The organism is Umezawaea sp., assembly GCF_057122925.1.
This window is the reverse complement of record NZ_DBNGPQ010000093.1, coordinates 25,926-45,272: the sequence shown is the minus strand read 5'-3', so window position 1 is coordinate 45,272 and position 19,347 is coordinate 25,926. Positions and strand designations below refer to the sequence as shown.

At 70.7% G+C, this 19,347-nt stretch carries 18 protein-coding genes; 6 read left to right on the top strand and 12 right to left on the bottom strand.

Features of this window, described 5'->3' with window-relative positions:
• Positions 1-44: 44 nt before the first annotated feature.
• Positions 45-3,110, bottom strand: coding sequence for an efflux RND transporter permease subunit (locus AC156L_RS20960; protein ID WP_330875913.1), 3,066 nt, complete (start codon positions 3,108-3,110; stop codon positions 45-47).
• A gap of 92 nt (positions 3,111-3,202) precedes the next feature.
• Between AC156L_RS20960 and AC156L_RS20955 the strand changes: the two genes are divergently transcribed.
• On the top strand, positions 3,203-3,661 hold the full coding sequence (locus AC156L_RS20955; RefSeq protein ID WP_330875914.1) for a MarR family winged helix-turn-helix transcriptional regulator: 459 nt from the start codon (positions 3,203-3,205) through the stop codon (positions 3,659-3,661).
• Between the two features lie 246 nt (positions 3,662-3,907).
• Here AC156L_RS20955 and AC156L_RS20950 read toward each other — a convergent pair whose 3' ends face one another.
• The 6 genes from AC156L_RS20950 to thyX form a co-directional block, all read right to left on the bottom strand.
• Positions 3,908-5,587, bottom strand: a complete 1,680-nt coding sequence (locus AC156L_RS20950) for a ribonuclease J (RefSeq protein ID WP_330875915.1) — start codon at positions 5,585-5,587, stop codon at positions 3,908-3,910.
• The gene (dapA, locus tag AC156L_RS20945; protein WP_330875916.1) at positions 5,584-6,501 is read right to left on the bottom strand and encodes a 4-hydroxy-tetrahydrodipicolinate synthase; all 918 of its coding nucleotides are present in this window, start codon (positions 6,499-6,501) and stop codon (positions 5,584-5,586) included. The genes AC156L_RS20950 and dapA overlap by 4 nt, the downstream gene beginning before the upstream one ends.
• A 94-nt stretch (positions 6,502-6,595) precedes the next feature.
• Positions 6,596-7,216, bottom strand: a complete 621-nt coding sequence (locus tag AC156L_RS20940) for a TIGR03085 family metal-binding protein (protein WP_330875917.1) — start codon at positions 7,214-7,216, stop codon at positions 6,596-6,598.
• A 28-nt stretch (positions 7,217-7,244) separates the two neighbouring features.
• On the bottom strand, positions 7,245-8,699 hold the full coding sequence (locus tag AC156L_RS20935; RefSeq protein WP_330875918.1) for a serine/threonine-protein kinase: 1,455 nt from the start codon (positions 8,697-8,699) through the stop codon (positions 7,245-7,247).
• A 120-nt stretch (positions 8,700-8,819) separates the two neighbouring features.
• A complete protein-coding gene (locus tag AC156L_RS20930) occupies positions 8,820-9,209 on the bottom strand; it encodes an ACT domain-containing protein (RefSeq protein WP_330875919.1) in 390 nt (129 codons plus the stop codon).
• 8 nt (positions 9,210-9,217) lie between these two features.
• Positions 9,218-9,970 (bottom strand): FAD-dependent thymidylate synthase, encoded by a 753-nt coding sequence (thyX, locus tag AC156L_RS20925; RefSeq protein ID WP_330875920.1) that lies wholly within the window; start codon positions 9,968-9,970, stop codon positions 9,218-9,220.
• 151 nt (positions 9,971-10,121) lie between these two features.
• On the opposite strand from thyX, the gene AC156L_RS20920 reads away from it, so the two are divergent.
• Both AC156L_RS20920 and AC156L_RS20915 read left to right on the top strand, forming a co-directional pair.
• Positions 10,122-10,697 (top strand): toxin-antitoxin system HicB family antitoxin, encoded by a 576-nt coding sequence (locus tag AC156L_RS20920; RefSeq protein WP_330875921.1) that lies wholly within the window; start codon positions 10,122-10,124, stop codon positions 10,695-10,697.
• Between the two features lie 17 nt (positions 10,698-10,714).
• Positions 10,715-11,608, top strand: coding sequence for a DUF4097 family beta strand repeat-containing protein (locus tag AC156L_RS20915; RefSeq protein ID WP_330875922.1), 894 nt, complete (start codon positions 10,715-10,717; stop codon positions 11,606-11,608).
• A 296-nt stretch (positions 11,609-11,904) separates the two neighbouring features.
• On the opposite strand, the gene AC156L_RS20910 is transcribed toward AC156L_RS20915, so the two are convergent.
• Together AC156L_RS20910 and AC156L_RS20905 are read right to left on the bottom strand one after the other, a co-directional pair.
• Positions 11,905-13,107: a winged helix-turn-helix domain-containing protein gene (locus AC156L_RS20910; RefSeq protein WP_330875923.1), complete on the bottom strand. Its 1,203-nt coding sequence runs from the start codon at positions 13,105-13,107 to the stop codon at positions 11,905-11,907.
• Positions 13,108-13,268: 161 nt separating this feature from the next.
• Positions 13,269-14,189, bottom strand: coding sequence for an EamA family transporter (locus AC156L_RS20905; RefSeq protein ID WP_330875924.1), 921 nt, complete (start codon positions 14,187-14,189; stop codon positions 13,269-13,271).
• Between the two features lie 64 nt (positions 14,190-14,253).
• Between AC156L_RS20905 and AC156L_RS20900 the strand changes: the two genes are divergently transcribed.
• The 3 genes from AC156L_RS20900 to AC156L_RS20890 all read left to right on the top strand — a co-directional run bounded on the left by AC156L_RS20900 (position 14,254) and on the right by AC156L_RS20890 (position 16,332).
• Positions 14,254-14,808 (top strand): GNAT family N-acetyltransferase, encoded by a 555-nt coding sequence (locus AC156L_RS20900; RefSeq protein ID WP_330875925.1) that lies wholly within the window; start codon positions 14,254-14,256, stop codon positions 14,806-14,808.
• A 21-nt stretch (positions 14,809-14,829) separates the two neighbouring features.
• Positions 14,830-15,330, top strand: coding sequence for a hypothetical protein (locus tag AC156L_RS20895; RefSeq protein WP_330875926.1), 501 nt, complete (start codon positions 14,830-14,832; stop codon positions 15,328-15,330).
• 102 nt (positions 15,331-15,432) lie between these two features.
• Positions 15,433-16,332, top strand: coding sequence for a helix-turn-helix domain-containing protein (locus tag AC156L_RS20890; protein WP_330875927.1), 900 nt, complete (start codon positions 15,433-15,435; stop codon positions 16,330-16,332).
• Positions 16,333-16,740: 408 nt separating this feature from the next.
• On the opposite strand, the gene AC156L_RS20885 is transcribed toward AC156L_RS20890, so the two are convergent.
• The 3 genes from AC156L_RS20885 to AC156L_RS20875 are packed head-to-tail and all read right to left on the bottom strand — an operon-like array spanning position 16,741 to position 19,344.
• On the bottom strand, positions 16,741-17,178 hold the full coding sequence (locus AC156L_RS20885; protein WP_330875928.1) for a tetratricopeptide repeat protein: 438 nt from the start codon (positions 17,176-17,178) through the stop codon (positions 16,741-16,743).
• A 7-nt stretch (positions 17,179-17,185) separates the two neighbouring features.
• Positions 17,186-17,956, bottom strand: coding sequence for a 4-hydroxy-tetrahydrodipicolinate reductase (gene dapB / locus AC156L_RS20880; RefSeq protein WP_330875929.1), 771 nt, complete (start codon positions 17,954-17,956; stop codon positions 17,186-17,188).
• Positions 17,953-19,344, bottom strand: a complete 1,392-nt coding sequence (locus AC156L_RS20875; protein WP_330875961.1) for a M16 family metallopeptidase — start codon at positions 19,342-19,344, stop codon at positions 17,953-17,955. The genes dapB and AC156L_RS20875 overlap by 4 nt, the downstream gene beginning before the upstream one ends.
• Positions 19,345-19,347: the final 3 nt, after the last annotated feature.

Sequence of the window (19,347 nt, the reverse complement as noted above, 5' to 3'; positions counted from 1 at the left end):
ACGTCGGCGCGTGGAGGCCCTGGGGCTCCACGCGCCGACGGCGACTAGCTGTGCACCAGTTCGCGTTCCGGCTCGTCCGCCTCGGCGGGCTTGCGGCGGAAGCGCTCCTTGGTGTTCTCCACCACGGTGTAGAGCGTCGGCACCAGGACGAGGGTCAGCAGGGTCGAGCTGACCAGGCCGCCGATGACGACGATGGCGAGCGGCTGCGAGATGAACCCGCCGCTGCCGGTGATGCCCAGCGCCATGGGGGCCAGGGCGAAGATGGTCGCCGCGGCGGTCATCAGGATCGGGCGGAGCCTGCGCCTGCCGCCCTCGACCACCGCCTCCTGGATGCCCATCCCCTGTGCCCGGTACTGGTTGATCAGGTCCATCAGCACGATCGCGTTGGTCACGACGATGCCGACGAGCATCAGCACGCCGATCAGCGCGGGGACGCCCAGCGCGGTGTCCGTCGCGAGCAGCAGCGCGATGGCGCCGGTGGCCGCGAACGGGATGGACACCAGCAGGATCAGCGGCTGGACGAGGCTGCGGAACGTGACCACCATGATCAGGAACACGATCGCGATGGCCACGAGCAGCGCGAGGCCGAGGTCGCCGAAGGCCGCCTGCTGGTCCGCGCTGACGCCGCCGATGGAGAACGCGGCGCCCGCGGGCAGGGTGAGGCCGTCGAGCTTCTTCTGGAGCTCCGCCGTGACCGCGCCGATGTTCTGGTCGGTAGCGGTGGCCGACACCGTCGCGCTGCGGTCGCCGTCGACCCGCTTGATCTGCACCGGGCCGTCGACCTGCGTCACCGAGGCGATGTCGCCGAGCCTGAGCCCACCGGCCAGCGGCAGCGCCTTGACCTGCTCCAGGTCCGTCGGAGCGGGGGCGCCGCGCAGCACCACGTCCTGCTGCTCGCCGTCGATCGTGAGCTGCGCGATCGTCGCACCGCGGAACGCCTGCGCGACGAGCTGGCCGACCGCGGCGTCGGTGAGACCGGTCGGGGCCGCCGCCGCGCGGTCGAGCGTGATCTGGACGCGCGGCGCGCTGTCGCCGAGGTCGCTGGTCACGTCGGTGAGGCCCGCCGTGCCCTGCACCGCGTCGCGGACCTGGTCGGACGCCCGGCGCAGCACGTCGGTGTCGGCCGCCGTGACGGACACGGCCACGGTGTTGGCGTTGAACCCGCCGCCACCGCCGCCCGCGCCGACGGTGATGTCACCGGCGTCGGCGAGGGACCTGGTGCGCTCGCGGAGGTCCGCCTCGACGGCGGGCGTGTCGGTGCCCTCCCGCAAGGTGATCGAGAACGACGCGGTGGCCGAGTTCCCTCCGCCGCCGAAGGCCGCGAAGCCCTGCTGCGAGCCGATGGTGACCTGGTAGGTCTCGACGGCTTCGACCTCGCCGAGCACGTCCTCGACCTTCTTGGCCGCCGCGTCGGTGGCCGCGAGGCTGGTGCCGACGGGCATCTCCTGCTTGAGGCTCAGGGTGTTCTGGCCGGAGGAGTCGATGAAGTTGGTCTGGAGCAGCGGAACCAGGCCGAGCGTGCCGACGAACACGACCACGGCGATGAGCACCGTGGTCAGGCGCCTGCGCGTGGCGAACCTCAGGATCGGGACGTAGATCCGCTGGAGGACGTTCTTCCGCTCGCGCTCGGCGGCCTCGGGGCCGTCGTCCTTGCCCGGCTTGAGGAACCAGAACGCCAGCACGGGGATCACGGTCAGCGACACCAGCAGCGAGGCGACCAGCGCGACCGTGACGGTGATGGCGAACGCGGAGAACAGCTGGCCGATCAGACCGCCGACGACGGCGATCGGCAGGAACACCGCGACCGTCGTCAACGTCGACGCGGTCACCGCCCCCGCGACCTCGCGGACGCCGTCGAGCACGGCCCTGCGCTTGTCCTCGCCGTAGGACAGGTGTCGTTTGATGTTCTCCAGCACCACGATCGAGTCGTCGACGACGCGGCCGATGGCGATGGTCAGGCCGCCGAGCGTGAGGACGTTCAGCGAGTAGTCGCCGATCCACAGGGCGATCAGCGCGACCAGCACGGACAGCGGGATGGAGACCGCCGTGACGAGCGTGGAGCGGACGGAGAACAGGAAGACCAGGATCACCAGGACGGCGAACAGCAGTCCCAGCGCGCCCTCGGAGGTGAGGCCCTCGATGGACTTCTCCACGAACGGCGCCTGGTCGAACACGATCGTCAGCGCCGCGCCACCGCCGAGCGCGGAGGCGAGCTGCGGCAGCCTGTCGCGCACCTCGTGGGAGAGCGCGACGGCGTTGCCGTCCGGCGCCAGCGTCATCGAGATGCCGAGGCTGTCCTTGCCGTTGGTGCGGGTGATGGACGTGGCGGGCGCCGGCGTCCGCTCGATCGTCGCGACGTCGCCGAGGCGGGCACCGGACACGCGCAGCTCGCGCACCTGGTCCACAGTGGACAGCTTGCCGCCGACCTGGACGCTCAGGCTCTTGTCGCCCTCGGTCAGCGTGCCCGCCGGGATGGAGACACCGTTGGCGCGCAACGCTTCCGGGATGGCCGTGGGCGCGATCTTCGCCGCCGCCAGCTTGGCCGGGTCCGGGGTGATGGACAGGTTCTGCTTGCGGGCACCGGTCACGGCGGCTTCGCGGACACCGGTCAGCGCCTGGAGTTCCGGGAGGACGGTCTTGGAGACCTCGTCCGCCAGCTCGCGCTGGTCGGTGTCGGCGCTGACCGCGAGGACGACGGCCGGGAGGTTGTCGGTGCTGCCCGCGACGACCTGCGGGTCGACACCTTCGGGGAGCTGGGTGCGGATGCGGGTCAACGCCTGCTGGAGGTCGTTCACCACGTCCGCCACGGGCAGGCCGAAGTCGAACTGCACCTGGACGGTGGCGGCGCCGTCGCGGGACGTGGACGTCACGTCGGTGACGCCCGCCACGCCGCGGACGGCGGTCTCGATCGGCTTCGCGACCTGTTCCTCGACCAGCTCCGGGTTGGCGCCCTGGAAGGGGGCGATGACCACGGCGGCCGGGAACTCCAGCGAGGGCAGCAGTTCCTGCTTGAGGGACGGGATCGCGTAGATCCCGAACGCGGTGGCGATGATCGCCACCAGCGCTACCAGGGCGCGGTTGGCGAGGCTCAGTCTGGCCAACGAGGTCATGCGGCGACTCCAGCTAGACGTTTAGCCTGGGACAGATATTTAGCGCGAGGCGAAATATTATCCGACGTTGGTCGAGCTGTTACCTTCAGGTGGTGCGGGACGCGGCGAAGGCTCAACTGGTTGACCGGGTGGTACTGGCCCAGCAGCGGTTGCAGAGACTCGTCGCCTCTACCCACACGAACCCGTTGTTGCAGGTCAACCTGACCATGCAGCAGTTGAAGGTGCTGTTGATGCTGTCGATGGGCGGGGCTCGGTCGAGCCAGGAACTGGTGCGGGGACTCGGCGTCGGGTCCGCGACGGTGACCGGGTTGGTCGACCGGTTGGTCGCGCAGGGCCTCGTCGGCCGGCGGGAGGATCCGAGCGATCGACGGGTTCGGCTGGTTGAGCCTACCGAGGACGGGCGGGCTCTGGTGGCTCGGTTGGAAGCTGCCGGGACTGAGCACTTCCGGGGGTTGCTGGGGACGTTGGAGGGGGAGGACCTGCTGGCCCTGGAGCGGATCGTGAATCGGCTGGCTGAGGCTGCCGCCGATGAAGCTGCTCGGTGTGGGTGAGGTTGCTTCTGGCGTGCAGGGCTGGGCGGGACCCTTGTTTTGGGTATTCGACTGGGACGGGCCCAAAGGGCAGGAACGGGGCCTCGGGCCCGACCAATTTCAAGGGTCGAATCCCCCGAGCAAAATCGGCCACTGCTTCAGGACACTCGTCCCGCCCAGGTTGGCGAATGGCATCCGTTCAGCCGGAAAATGCCACTGGGGCCACCCTCAGGTGGCCCCAGTTTTGGCTTGTCTTGGTTTGTTTTCTCAGACCGGGATGATCGTGGGGACGATCATCGGCCTGCGCCTGTAGGTTTCCGCTACCCAGCGGCCCACCACGCGGCGCACCGCCTGGGCGATGCGGTGGGTGTCCGTGATGCCTTCCGCCTCTGTCCTCGACAGTTCCATTTCGACCAAGGACACCGCCTGGTCCAGTGCTTTCGGGTCGTCGGAGAAGCCTCGGCCGGAGACGGTGGGAGGGCTTACCGCGCGACCGTTGTTGCTGTCGATCGCGACGCTGATGGAGATGAAGCCGCCCTCGCCCAGGACCAGCCTGTCCGACAACGTCGACTCGCCCACGTCGCCCACCGAGAGGCCGTCGACGTAGACGTGGCCCACCACCACTCGACCCGCCACCGACGCTTTGCCGTCGATGAGGTCCACCACCACGCCGTCCTCGGCGATGACCACGTGTTCCGGGTCCACGCCGGTGCTGACGGCCAGTGCCGCGTTGGCGCGGAGGTGGCGCCATTCGCCGTGGACCGGCATGACGTTGCTCGGGCGGACCGCGTTGTAGAGGAACAGCAGTTCGCCCGCGGGCGAGTGGCCGGAGACGTGGACCTTGGCGTTGCCCTGGTGCACGACCGTGGCACCGAGCCTGGCCAGGCCGTTGACGACTCCGAAAACGGCGTTCTCGTTGCCGGGGATGAGGGAGCTGGCCAGGACGATGGTGTCGCCCGCCTGGATGGAGATCTGGCGGTGCTCGCCCCTGGCCATCCTCGACAGCGCCGACAGGGGCTCGCCCTGGGAGCCGGTGGAGACGAAGAGGACCTCGTTCTCCGGGAGGCGCATGGCCTCGTCCAGGTCGACGAAGAGGCCGTTGGGGACCTTGAGCAGGCCCAGCTCCGCCGCGATGCCCATGTTGCGGACCATCGAGCGGCCCACCAGGGCGACGCGGCGGCCGTGGGCGACCGCCACGTCCAGGACCTGCTGGACGCGGTGCACGTGGCTGGCGAAGCAGGCGACTATGACGCGCTGGCTCGCCTTGCGGATGACGTTGTCGAGGACCGGGCCGATCTCCCGTTCCGGGACCACGAAGCCGGGGACCTCGGCGTTCGTGGAGTCCACCAGGAACAGGTCGACGCCCTCGTCGCCCAGGCGGGAGAAGCCCGCGAGGTCGGTGAGCCTGCCGTCGAGCGGGAGCTGGTCGAGCTTGATGTCGCCGGTGTGCAGGACCAGGCCTGCCGGGGTGCGGATGGCCACTGCCAGTGCGTCCGGGATGGAGTGGTTGACAGCGAAGAACTCCAGGTCGAACGGGCCGTAGGAGCGGAGTTCGCCCTCCTTGACCTCGACGACCTTGGGGACCTGGCGGTGTTCGCGGCACTTGGCGGTGAGCAGCGCGAGGGTGAAGCGGGAGCCGACGACCGGGAGGTCGGGGCGGAGCTTCAGCAGGAACGGGACCGCGCCGATGTGGTCCTCGTGACCGTGGGTGAGGACGAGGGCGTCGATGTCCTCCAGGCGGTCCTCGATGGCGCGGAAGTCCGGGAGGATCAGGTCGACGCCCGGCTGGTCGTCCTCCGGGAAGAGCACGCCGCAGTCCACGATGAGCAGCCGTCCGGCGTGCTCGAACACGGTCATGTTGCGGCCGACCTCGCCGATGCCACCGAGGGCGACGATGCGGAGACCGCCCTCGGGCAGCACGGGCGGAGGCTGGGTGGGAACGTTCATGCAGAAACCCCAAGGGAAATGGCGGCGGCTGCGAGGTCGGCGGAGATGGAACCGATCTCGTCCGGCGTGGATGGCACCAACGGCAGCCTCGGGTCGCCCACGTCGACACCGCGCAGCCGCAGCCCCGCCTTCGCGTAGGTGACCCCCGGCATCCGGGTGAAGGGCTGGAGCAACGGCAGCAGGCCGTGGCTGATCGCCCGCGCTCCCGCCACGTCGCCCGCTTCGAAGGCGTCGATCATCGTGCGAATGCGGTCAGCGGCGAGGTGGCCGATCACGCTCACCACCCCGACGGCACCGACCGAGAGCCACGGCAGGTTCAACGGGTCGTCACCGGAGTAGTACGCCAGGTCGGTCGTGGCCATCACGCGCTGGCCAGCGTGCAGGTCGCCCTTGGCGTCCTTCACGGCGACGATGCGCGGGTGCTGCGCCAGTTCCTGGAGGGTGGCGACCTCGATGGGCACGATGGAGCGCGGCGGGATGTCGTACAGCATCACGGGCATGTCGACGGCGTCCGCGACCGCGGAGAAGTGCGCGACGAGGCCGCGCTGCGTGGGCCGCGAGTAGTACGGCGTGACCACGAGGAGGCCGTGCGCACCAGCGGCCTCGGCCCGCTGGGCCGCCAGGACGCTGTGCGCGGTGTCGTACGAGCCTGCTCCGCTGACGACGGTCGCGCGGTCACCCACGGCGTCGACGACGGCGCGGATCAGGTCCGTCTTCTCGCCCTCGTTGGTCGTGGGGCTCTCGCCCGTGGTGCCGTTGATCACGAGACCGTCGTTGCCCAGCTCGACCAGGTATTTGGCGAGCTGCTGCGCCTTGTCCAGGTCCACCGCCCCGTGGGCGTCGAACGGTGTGACCATGGCGGTGAGCACGCGGCCGAAAGGGCGGCCGGGTGAGGCGGTCGGGCATCCGGTCATGGGGCAAACGCTACCTCCAGTGCGCCCGCCCGTAACCACCGAGGTGGACGGTGGTGGTCGCCCCACGTGACCGACTTCACGCGGAGCGTTCGCCTCACATGCCCGTGTCGAGCCCCCGCACCGCCGCCACGGCCGCCTCGTCGCCGTCGAACTCGACCCGAACGGCCTTGCGACCCGACGCGAGCAGCACCAGTTCACCGGGCTCGCCGGTCACCACGACGGGCGTCGGGCCCTGCTTGAGGGTGACCGAGTCCCCGTTCGGGCGGCGGAACACGAGCCCGACGGGGCTGCTCCGGTAGGCGAACTTGCCGGTGAACCTGAGCATCTTCCACAACGCGGCGTCGCGGATCGGGTCGGGCGACCTCGGCTCCCACCCCTCGCGGGCGCGGCGGACGTCCTCGTGGTGGATGAAGTACTCCCCCGCGTTGACCAGCTCGTCGGCCAGCTTGTACGGCGAGAAGACCGGCGGTCCGGTGCGGACCAGGTCGACCAGCTCCGGCCACGGCTTCGCGGCGTAGCCGTCCTGCACCTTCCGCGTGTAGCCGGAGAGCGGCTTCAGGGCGATGCCGGGCGCGGCGTCCAGCCGCCGTTCGCGGATGACCAGGTGGGCGGCCAGGTCCTTCGTCGTCCACGGCGAGCACAGCGTCGGCGCCTCCGGCCCCACCTGCTCGAACAGATCGCTCAACTGCTTGCGCTCATCGCGTGCGAGACCCATGGGGGTGAACGCTACTCCTGGGTACCGATCAGGATTCCTCGACGACGATCGACTTGTCGATCTTGGCGCCGTCCGACCGCCACGCCAGGCAGAACACCTTGCGGTCGCCGGTGCCCCTGTCGGGGTCCCACGCCTTCGCGGTCGGCACGAGCGCGCCGAACTTGAGGTCGGACTTGTCGGTGTAGGAGACCCGGCCCGAGTTGAAGAACATCGCGCAGTAGTTCTCCGCGTACCCGCCCAGCGCCTCGACGCCGGGGTAGGTCAGGTCCTTCTTGGCGCCGAGCGTCTCGGAGTCGGCGAAGACCTGGATGTTGTGCGACGACGTGCACTCGACCTGGCTGCCGCTCTTGAACTGGGCGTCCTTCGCGAACCTGCCGTCCGAGCAGTACTTGTCGTACAGCTCGAACACCGGGATGTCGCCGGTCTCGCCGTAGGTCAGCGTCGGCTCGGCGGCACCGCCGCCCGCGGCCGTGGTGGTGAAGAACTTGTGCGTGTAGACGCCCCCGGTGAACACGGCGGCCGCGGCGACGGAGGCGGCGGCGATGAGCGCGACCTTGTGGGCGGTGCTCTTCCCCGGCGCGGCGCCCGGCGAGTTCGGGTAGTGCGCGGTCGTCGCCTGGGTGGGTGTGAAGCCGTGCGGCGGTGTCGGGTTGGCGGCGTGCCGTTCGAGCATGGCGCGCGCCTGCGGGCCGTTGAGGCGGGCGTTCGGGTCGCCCATCAGCAAGCCGGTGATGACGGCGGCCAGCACACCGTGCGCCCTGGTCAGGCGGGGTGTCTCGTTCATGATGGCGTGCAGCGTGGACGCCGTGGAGGCCCGCTCGTACGGGCTGACGCCCTCGATGGCGTAGCAGAGGGTCGCGCCGAGGGCCCACAGGTCGGAGGCGGGTGAGGCCTCGTTGCCGTGGATGCGCTCGGGCGCCATGTACGCGGGGGAGCCGATGAGGCTGCCGCTGGTGGTCAGGCGCGGGTCGTCCACGGCCTGGGCGATGCCGAAGTCCGTCAGCTTCACCCGGCCGTCGGGGCGGACCATGATGTTGCCGGGCTTCACGTCGCGGTGCACGATGCCCGCCGCGTGCGCCGCCTCCAGCGCGGACAGCAGCTGCTGCGCCATCGACGACACGCGCTCGGGCGGCATCGGGCCCTGCCGGTTGATGAGGGTCGACAGCGTCGCCGCCTCGACCAGCTCCATCACGATGTAGGTCATCCGGTTCTCGACGACCACGTCGAACACCGTCACCACGGCCGGGTCGTTCAGCCTGCCCGCCGCGCGCGCCTCGCGGAGCACGCGCTCCTCCAGGACGTGGCGCTCCTCGGTGGGCACGCCGTCGGGGAGGTGCAGTTCCTTGATGGCGACGTGCCTGCCGATGACGTTGTCCTGCGCCCGCCACACGACGCCCATGCCGCCGCGGCCCAGCTCCACGAGCAGGGTGTACCTACCCGCGATGACCCTGGGCTGCGCGGACACGCCTTGCTGTGGGTTCACCGACGCGACTCCTCAACCGAACGGACCAGCCGGACCCTAGCTGAGACCGTCCGGAGGGCCGCCGGGTTTCACGGATTCGTGATTTGTTGCTTCTATCGGCCGCGGCGGCTCCCGCGTTGCTCAGACCCCGACGACGTCGTGGCCCGCTTCGCTGAGGGCGAGCGCCGCCCGCTCCAGGTTCTCGCCCTTCACCAGCAGGTGGTCGGTGTCGTAGGTGGACAGCGCGAACAGGCTCACGCCCGCCGCCGCCAGCTCGCCGGACAGCGCGGCCATGATGCCGGTCAGCGTGAACTCCAGCGGTCCGCGGACCGTCAGCAGCCGCCAGCCGTGGTCGTCGGTGTCGGACACGGGCACGACCTCCGTCGGGCACACGATCGACAGCTCGTCCGGCGTCCGCGTGACCGACACCAGACCGGGCGCGTCCAGGAGGCCGGCGGGCACGGGTGCGTCCGGCGCCAGTCGGGCGACGCTGTAGTCACCCGGCCGGACGTCGACGACCAACCGCCTCACCGCGGCCCTCAGCCTTCGCTGACGAGCGGGCTGGACGCGACCTCGCTGCCGTCGGGCAGCGACGAGATGACGAAGTCGGCGAACGCGTTCGGCGCGGCCTTCTGGAGCTGGCGCAGGCACTCCACGGCCAGGTCGCGGATCTCCACGTCGGCGTGCTCCGAGGCCCGCATCGCGATGAAGTGCCGCCACGCCCGGTAGTTGCCGGTGACGACGATCCGGGTCTCGGTCGCGTTGGGGAGCACCGAACGGGCGGCCTGGCGGGCCTGCTTGCGGCGCAGGGTCGCGCTCGGCACGTCGGCGAACTTCTCCTCCAGGCCCTTGAGGAGGTCGTTGTACGCGGACACGCTGGCCTCGGCCGCGGCCAGGAAGCGGGCGTGCAGCTCGGGGTCGTTCGCGATGGCCTCGGGCTCGACCATGGCGGCGTCGCGCTCGGGCACGTAGCGCTGCGAGAGCTGCGAGTACGAGAAGTGGCGGTGCCTGATCAGCTCGTGGGTGAGCGACCGGGAGATTCCGGAGATGTAGAAGCTGACCGTGCCGTGCTCCAGCACCGACAGGTGGCCGACCTCGAGGATGTGCCGGAGGTAGCCCTCGTTCGTGGCCGTCGCCGGGTTCGGCTTCTTCCACGACTGGTAGCACGCGCGACCCGCGAACTCGGCCAGCGCCTCACCACCGTCGGTGTCCGTGGACCAGGGGACATCCGCGGGTGGGATGAACTCCGTCTTCGCGATCAACTGCACCTTCGGCGACACCGTCTCGGTCACGACAACGGACCCTCTCTCCAGCTTCGATTACGCCGGGAAGCCTAGCCGCGCGACTGCCCGCGTTCGACCACGGGAAGTGACACCGGAGGCGACATCACGGATGACATCACAACTCCTTGACTGACATCACCAATGACGTCATAGTGGTGTCATGGATCTCTCGCCGTACATCGCATCGCTGCGCGAGGACCTCGCGACCGCCGCGTCCGCCGGGGACGACAACACCCGACGCACGGCCGCCGCGCTGTCCGGCGCGCTGGAGCCAGCCGCGCGGCTGGCCATCATGAACGCACTGTCCGACCTCGCCGCCGAGGTCACGGCCTCGCTGGACGACCGCGTGGTCGAGGTCCGGCTGGACGGCCGGGACGTGCAGGTCGTCGTGACCGGCGGCTCCGACGACTCCTCCCAGGAGGACGAACCGCGGCAGCAGGAAGTTCCGCCGCGCGGCTTCGGTGACGCCACGGGTGACATCAGCCGCATCACGCTGCGCCTGCTGGACGAGCTGAAGTCGAAGGCCGAGCAGGCCGCGTCGACCCAGGGTGTCTCGCTCAACACGTTCGTGTCGCAGGCGGTGGCAGGCGCGCTGAACTCGTCGCGCGGCGGCCACGGCCGCAAGGGCCAGTGGGGCCAGGGCGGCCCGTGGGGCGGCCACCAGGAATCGACCAAGGACCGCGAGGACAAGGGCGGCGGCGGCAAGTCGCAGGTCCGCGGCTGGGTACAGGGCTGAAGGGGAGATCGGTGGTCATGACCGAGTCAGATGTGGTGCGGCAGCAGAGTTTCGACGTGGACGGCGTGGTGGAGATCGACATCGCGCTGATCTCCGGCCGCGTGCAGGTGCACCTGGTGGACGAGCCGGGCGTGCACGTGGAGGTCCGCTACGACCCGTCCGCTGGCGAGTCCTGGACGGCGGGCCTGGGCGGCCTGCTGAGCTGGGTCAACGACCAGTTCGGCGGGGGCAGCCAGAAGCCGCCGCCGGTGGGCCCGGCCGAGGCGGTCCGCGACGCGCGGATCGACCTCGTGGGCCAGCGCTTGAAGGTGCAGTCCTCGAAGGCGCTGCCGCTGCGAGCGGTTCCGCTGTCGGTGGTCGTGCGCGCCCCGTCCGGCTCGCACGTGACGAGCAAGACCGGCTCGGCCGACGTGGCCGTCACCGGCGCCGCGGGCAGGCTGGACATCACCACGGGCACCGGCGACATCAACGCCGACCGCGCCGACGCGGCGGCCGAGGTCAACTCCGGCTCCGGCGACCTGCGCCTCGGCCCCATGCTGGCAGGTCTGCGGGCCAAGACCGGCAGCGGCGACGTGGAGGTGTCGTCGATCGGCGGCAACACGATCCTCTACACGGGCACCGGCGACGTCTGGCTGGGCGCGGTCCAGCACGACGTGCAGATCCGCACGGGCAGCGGCGACGTCACCGTCGCCGACGCGGCGTCGGGCCGCATCACCCTGGCCACCGGCTCGGGCGCCATCCGCATCGGCGTCCGCGCGGGCGTCAAGGCCCAGGTGGACCTCTCCTCCCGCTCGGGCAAGGCCCGAAGCGACCTCGACGTCTCGACCCAGGCTCCAGCGGAGGAGCCCAGCCTGTTCGTGACGGGCAGGACGGGCAGCGGCGACGCGCTGATCACCACGGCCAGCACCTGACCACACCCCGAGAAGCCAACGGCGTGCGCACCCCCGATGCGCACGCCGTTCCTTCATGAGGGCACAAAGCCCTGCACAGCAGCACAAGTCCTCACGCCGCACGACGAGAGCCGCCCTCAAGGGAAGCACTCAACCCGCCCCCGCGGGCTCCCGAGCACACCCTCCCCACCCGACCCGACCATCACCAACCCCAACGACACCAACGAATCCCCGCCAGCCAACCCTCACCCCACCGGCAGCACCACCAAATCCCCACCCACCGGCAGCACCACCAGACCCCCACCGGCACACCGACCTCACCGCACGACGGCGGCCAGCGCACCCGCCAGATCCCCCCGAGGCATCACCTCGACCCCCTCCAAACCCAGCCACTCGGCCATGTGCCTCAACTCCGCGGCCAGTTCCACCGCCACCCGCCCGCTCTCCCGGCCGGGCTCCGCGAACGCCCCCTGCACCCGCAGCACCCCCACCCCCCGGTCGGCCTTCAGGTCCACCCTGGCCACCAGCTCACCGTCCAACAGGAACGGGAACACGTAGTACCCGTGCACCCGCTTCTCCTCGGGCACGTAGATCTCGATGCGGTACCTGAACCCGAAGATCCGCTCCGTCCGGGCCCTCTCCCAGATCAGCGGGTCGAACGGGCACAGCAGCGCCCGCCCCGACACCTTCCTCGGCACCTTCGCCTCGACGTGCCGGTACGCCGGAGCCGCCCACCCCTCCACCGCGACGGGTTCGAGCACACCGGACTCCACGAGTTCGACCACCGCCCGCTGGCTGGCGCGCGGCGCCAACCGGTAGTAGTCCCGCAGGTCCGGTTCGGTCGCCACGCCCAGCGCCACGGCGGACCGCGTGACCAACCGCCGCGCCCCCTCGGCCGCGTCGACGCGCTGGGCCAGCACGGAGGCCGGGATCACCCGCTCCGGCAGGTCGTAGAGCCGCTCGAAGCTCTTGCGGGTCCCGGTCGTCAGCTCCCCCAGCCCGAACAGGTACTCGCACAGCTGCTTGACCTCCGACCGCCCCCACCACGGGCCGGTGGACCGGGGCCCCTCGCCGAGCAGCTCCCGCTCGATGGCACCGGCGCCGATCGGCCCCCGCTCCTTCACCACCCTCATGATCCCGTCGACCAGGCCGGGCGCCCGCTCGGCGATGGGGCGGTAGTTGGCCCACCACCCTGCGCGCTTCGCGCCGGAGTGCAGCAGCGGCCAGTCCTCCACCGGGATCAGGCTCGCCTCGTGCGCCCAGTACTCCACCAGCATCCGGGGCTTGCGCGCCGAGTGCGACCAGGCGGCGTCGTCGACCAGCTCCGGCGCGTACGACCCGAGCCTGCTGAACAGCGGCATGTAGTGCGCGCGCACGGCGACGTTCACCGAGTCGAGCTGGAGCAGCTGGACCCGCGACAGCACGCGGGACAGGTGCCGCCTCCCGGGTGGTGAGGCGGGCCGGGGGTCGGTGAACCCCTGCGCCCCCAAGGCGATCCGACGGGCCACGTCCGCTCTCATCGTCTGCACGGTCGAGATGCTCCCACCGACCACCGACAAGAACCGACGGAGGTCGGCGGGGCCTCGGTGAACCGGGTGGAGGTGCCGGTGCGGCTCGCGGGCCGAACCGCGTCAGGTCGCGATCGGTTGGCCGCGGGCAGGCACCGGTCGGCCGGACGGGGTCACCGGACGAGCCGGTGGTCGTCGACGCCCACCTCGGCGGGGCGACGTCCGGTCCGCTCCGCGTTCACCACCAGCACCACGGCGACCACGACCAGCGCGCCGCCGAGGAACTGGACCGCGCCGAAGTGCTCGCCCGCGACGACCACCCCGAGCACCACCGCGATCACCGGGTTCACGTAGGCGTAGGTCGCGACCGTCGACAGCGGCAGCCCGCCCAGCACGTAGACGTAGGAGCTGAACGCGAGCAGCGACCCGAACACGACCAGGTACCCCCAGGCCAGCCACGACGAGGTGGTGACCGAGCCGAAGTCGACCCGCTCCCCCGCCACGAGCCCGACCGCGGTCATCACCGCGCCGCCCACCAGCATCTCCACGGCGGACAGCGCGAACGGGTTGGCCGGGGTCGGCAGCCTGCCGCTCAGGAACGACCCGACCGACCAGCCGAGCGACGCGAGCAGCACCAGCCACGGGCCCCACCAGGCCGACCCGTGCGTGCCGCCGTCGGAGCGGCCGAGCAGGACCAGCACCGACAGACCGACCAGTCCCAGGCCGACGCCGAGGAACGTGACCGGTGGCGGCCGTTCGCCGAACGCCCTCCGCAGCACCACGACGTAGAGCGGGACGGACGCGATGAGCAGCGCGGCCAGCCCGGACGACACCTGCTGCTCGGCGACCACGACCAGGCCGTTGCCCCACGCGGGCAGCAGGAAGCCCAGCAGCGCGGCGGTGCCGAACTGGGCCCGCGTCATCCGCAGCGCCCCTCGGGACACCACGGCCACGACGGCCGCCAGCACGGCTCCGGCCAGCAGGAAGCGGACGCCGCCGGACAGCAGCGGCGGCAGGGACTCGATGGTCAGCCGGATCGCGAGGTAGGTGGAACCCCACACCACGTACACGACCCCCAGCGCGGCGTACTTCACCCGCTCACCGTGCCACGCGGCACCGGAGCGGACCCGCGGGCACCCCGCCCACTAGGTTTCCCCCATGGCCGAAGCCGCGGTGCGCCCCGCACAGCCCGACGACGTCGCGGTGATCACCCGCATCCACTTCGACACCTGGCGCACGGCCTACGAGGGCCTGCTGCCGCCGGAGGTGTTCGAGCACTTCGACTTCCCCGAGGCGGAACGGGCCTGGGCGGACGCCGTCGAGCACGCGCACGTGTTCCTCGCGACCGAGGGCGAGTGGGTCGTCGGGTTCGTCGTCGCGGGCTCCGCGCCGGACCAGGAGGTCCAGAACGCCGACGGTTCGCTGCCCGCCGACGCGGAGACGACCGCGCTGGTCAGCAGCCTGCTGGTCGAGCCGAGGTGGGGTCGGCGAGGGCACGGCGGGCGGCTCGTCGCCACGGCCGCGCACGCGCTGCGCGACCAGGGCGCGACCCGCGCGGTGGTGTGGGTGCCGGAGGCGGACGCGGCCTCGACGTCGTTCTACACGCGCATCGGCTGGGCTCCGGACGGCACCGTGCGCACGCTGGACGCCGGTGGGCGTCCGCTGCGCGAAATCCGGATGACAGGGGGCCTGGCCCTACTGCTGAGCCACTGATCTGCCGCTACCCTCGACCGAGTGGTCCTAGCCTGGTTGTGCCTCACGTTCGGTGTCGCGGTGGGATCGGCGATCCTCCCCGTCATCAGCATCGAACTGTTCGTGATCGGCCTGGTGACCCAGCAGCCCCACATCTCGTGCTGGTGGATCGGCCTCGCGGTGGGGGTCGGTCAGGTGCTCGGCAAGCTGGTGTACTTCCTCGCCGCGCGCGGGTCGCTGCACCTGCCCGCGTTCCTGCGGCGCGGGGAGAGGGCCGAGCGGCCCGCGTCGGAGTTCAGGCTCCGCTGGAAGGCTCGGCTGGAGGTCGTGCGGGTCCGCTGCCACCGGCACCCGCACTGGATGTTCGGCACGCACGCCGTCAGCTCCGTCGTCGGCCTGCCGCCGTTCATGTTCACCACCGTGCTGGCGGGTCTGGCAGGCATGTCGACGGCGCTGTTCGTGACGACCGGCGCGCTGGGCCGCTTCGCCAGGTTCACGGTCCTGGCGGCCTCCCCCGCGATGATGGCGGGCTGGCTGCACTGACTCGGACCTGCGGCCAACATGGTCCGAAATGTACTTCCTTGGGGCGGAATCCCTTGCCTGGTAGGCCCTTCCACCCCGTCGAGGGCACTACCTTCGAGCGTCATGGAGACGGATGACAAGCCTCCCGCGCGCCTCACCACCGCGCGGAGCCGGGAGCTCGGGCAGGAACTGCGCCAGGCGCGCAAGCACGCTGGCTTGGGGGGCACCGCTTTCTGCGAGGAGCTGGAGTGGTCGACCGCGAAGCTGAGCAAGCTGGAGATGGGCTGGCGCGGCACCAGCGACTGGGAGATCGGCACGTTCCTCGGCAAGAGCGGCGCGGACAAGGCGACCCGCGAGCGCATCATGCGGCTCGCGCAGGAACCGGACCTCGGCTACTTCGTGCGGCGCCACGCGGGAGCGACGTCGGACGGCCTGCTGTGCCTGGTGATGCACCAGCGATCGGCGTTGACGCTCACCAGCTACGACACCATGGTGGTCCCCGGCCTCCTCCAGTCCGTGGCGTACGCGAAGGCGCTGCTGGAGACGACGGGCGCGAACGGGTTCGACGACGTGGACGACCTGATGGTGGCGCGGCTCGACCGCCAGGAGCACCTGAGGGCGCGGGAGGACTCCCGGTCCACGTTCTACCTCCACGAGGCGGCGCTCCGGCTCGTCGTGGGCGGCCCGCGGACCATGCACGACCAGATGATGCGGCTCGCGTTCATGTGCGAGTGGCCGCACCTGACCCTGCGCGTCGTCCCGTTCACGGCTCCGGGGCACCCGGCCCTGCGGTACTCCTCGGCGCTGATGACGTTCCCCCGCCACGCGAAACCGCTGGTGTACGCGGAATCCGACCTCACGACGGTGTTCCTGGAGGAGGAGCGCGCCATCGCGTTCTACGAGGAGAAGCAGTCGGTGCTGGACGCGCTCGCGTTGAGCGCGGAGCAGTCGCACGCGGTCTTCCGGCACTGGGCGAACGTGTACGACCTCGCCGACGGCCGGGAAGCCGCGACCTCGAACTGAAGCGGTGTCAGGTCAACACGATCGACGTTCCGAAAGCCGTCGCGATGACCAGGAACGCGACCAGCAGCCGCACTCGGGTACCCACGGTGATGCCCTTCCATCGAAAGCCAACACCGTTACGATACGAACTGTCCACCGGACAAACCAAGTCGCAAAAGAGTGAAGGCCGGATGAACAAGAATTCATCCGGCTTTCAAACACGGGATCTTTCGGGATTTTCCACTCTGCGTGATGGAGCGATATCGCAGCGGGACGACCGCGGCGCGGTGTGACGACCCACAGCCGCTCCGTGACCGGTCAGACGGGGTGCGGCGACACCGCACCCACCTGTCCGCAGCCGACCGGCTCCACCGGACGAGTTCCGAAAAGGGGCGATCGGGACAATTCCACATGAGACGAGTTGCCCGATCAGCCGTAGAGCGAGATCGCTTTGCGCATCGTTTCGCGTGCCCGGCCCCGGTCGCCCGCGAGGTCGTAGGCCTGCGCCAGCCGGAACCACGAGCGCCAGTCGTCCGGCTCGGCCTCGGTCTCCACCCGGCGCTCCTCGAACCACGCGTCGGCCGCGTCCCGGTCGACGCGGCCGGACGGCCTGCGCGGCAACGCGCTCGTGTCCGGCAGCCCGCCCTCGTCGGCGAGCTGCCGGGCCATCTTCTCCGTCTTCAGGCCGAACCGCAGGTTCGTCCAGGCGATCCACGCGCCGACGAGCGGCAGGATCAGCACGCCGATGCCGAGCCCGACGCCCACCGGGTCGCCGGTGCCGATCAGCAGCACGCCCTTGCCGCCGAGCAGGACGAAGTAGACCACCAGCACGGCGGTCAGCAGCAGGGCGACGGACCGGGTCCTCATGCGGTCGTCACAGGTCCATGTACTCGTCGAGCCCCACGGCCAGGCCGGGGTGGTCGTGGATCGACCGCAGGGCCAGCAGGACGCCGGGCATGAACGACTTGCGGTCCAGCGAGTCGTGCCGGAGCGTCAGCGTCTCGCCCTCGGTGCCGAACACGACCTCCTGGTGGGCGATCAGGCCGGAGATGCGCAGCGAGTGCACCCGCACGTCCCCCACGAGGTTCCCGCGGGCCCCGTCGGCCTCCTGGGTCGTGGCGTCCGGCATCGGGGCCATCCCGGCGGCCTGGCGGGCCTGGGTGATGAGCCGGGCCGTGTGCGCGGCGGTGCCCGACGGGGCGTCCGCCTTGCGCGGGTGGTGCAGCTCGACCACCTCGGCCGACTCGTAGTACTTCGCGGCGATCTCGGCGAACCGCATGGACAGCACGGCGCCGATGGCGAAGTTCGGGGCGATGAGCACACCCAGCTCCGGCTTGCCCTCCAGCCACTCCGCGAGCGTCTGGAGCCGCGCCGCGTCGAACCCGGAGGTGCCGACGACGGCGTGGACGTCGTTGTCCACGCAGAAGCGCAGCGTGTCCATGACGACGTCGGGGTGGGTGAAGTCGACGACCACCTCGGCACGGGCGTCGACCAGCGTCGACAGCTCGTCGCCCGCGTCGATCCTGGCGACCAGCTCCATGTCGCCGCTCACCTCGACCGCGGCGCACACCTCGGCGCCGACCCGGCCAAGTGCGCCGATCACGCCGACGCGCAGCGGCCCGTCGGACTCGGAACGCTTCGTCAAGAGATCACCTCGTGTACCTGGGAGGGCAGGTCGTCCGCGTGGTCGAACGGGCCGACCACGGCGGCCGCGACCGGCCGTCGGAGCAGTTCCTTCGCCAGCTGGGCCACGTCGGCGGCCGTCACCTGGTCGATCCTCGCGAGGGTGTCGTCCACCGACAGGTAGTCGCTGTAGTTCAGCTCCCCCTTGCCGATGCGGGACATCCGCGAGCTGGTGTCCTCCAGGCCGAGCACGAGCCCGCCGCGCAGCTGGCCCTTGCCCCTGGCCACCTCCGCGTCCGACAGGCCCTCGTCGGCGACCTGGTGCAGCACCTCGCGGATCACGCCCGCGACGTCGCCGAGCCGGTCCGGCTGGCAGCCCGCGTAGACGGACAGGCTGCCGGTGTCCGCGTAGGAACCGATCGACGAGTACACCTGGTACGCCAGGCCCCGCCGTTCGCGGACCTCCTGGAACAGCCGGGAACTCATGCCGCCGCCGAGCGCCGCGTTGAGCACGTTGAGCGCGAACCGCCGCTCGTCGTGCCGGTCCAGCGCGCGGACGCCCAGCATCAGGTGCGCCTGCTCGGTGTCGTCGGTGTGCAGCACCAGCTTCTTCGCCTGCGCGATGCGCGCCCGCCCCGCGCGCGGTGCGACCGGGCTGCTCTCCCGCCGCAGCCGGTCGCCCAACGCCTTGCGCGCCAAGCGCATCACCTGGTTGTGCTCGACGTTGCCCGCGACCGCGAGCACCATCTTCGGCAGCGTGTAGCGGCGCTTGTAGAACGTGAACAGCGCGTCGCGGCTCATCGCGCCGATGGACTCCTCGGTGCCGAGCACCGGCTTGCCCAGGACGTGACCGCCCATCAGGGCCTCGGAGAACGCGTCGTGCAGCAGGTCCTCCGGGTCGTCGTCGCGCATCGCGATCTCTTCGAGGACGACACCGCGCTCGGTCTCGAAGTCACGTTCCTCGCACAGCGCCTCGAAGACGACGTCGGACACGAGGTCCATCGCCAGCGGCAGGTCCTCGTCGATGACGTGGGCGTAGTAGCAGGTGTGCTCCTTCGCGGTGAACGCGTTGAGCTCACCCCCGACCGCGTCGATCTCCTCGGCGATGGCCGCCGCCGTGCGGTTCGCGGTTCCCTTGAACAGCAGGTGTTCCAGGTAGTGCGCGGCGCCCGCGACCTCGGGGCGCTCGTCGCGCGAGCCGACCTGCACCCACAGGCCGACCGACGCCGAGCGCACCGTGGGGATCTGCTCGGTGATCACGCGCAGGCCCGACGGCAGCACGCTCCGGCGCACCGACGGTTCGAGCTGACGCGTCGTCCCCGGCTTCTGGAGGTGGCCGGGGGTTGCCCGGTTCGACGGACTCAGACGCGGACGGCCGCGAGTGCCAGAAGCACTCGCGGCCGCCGCCATGTC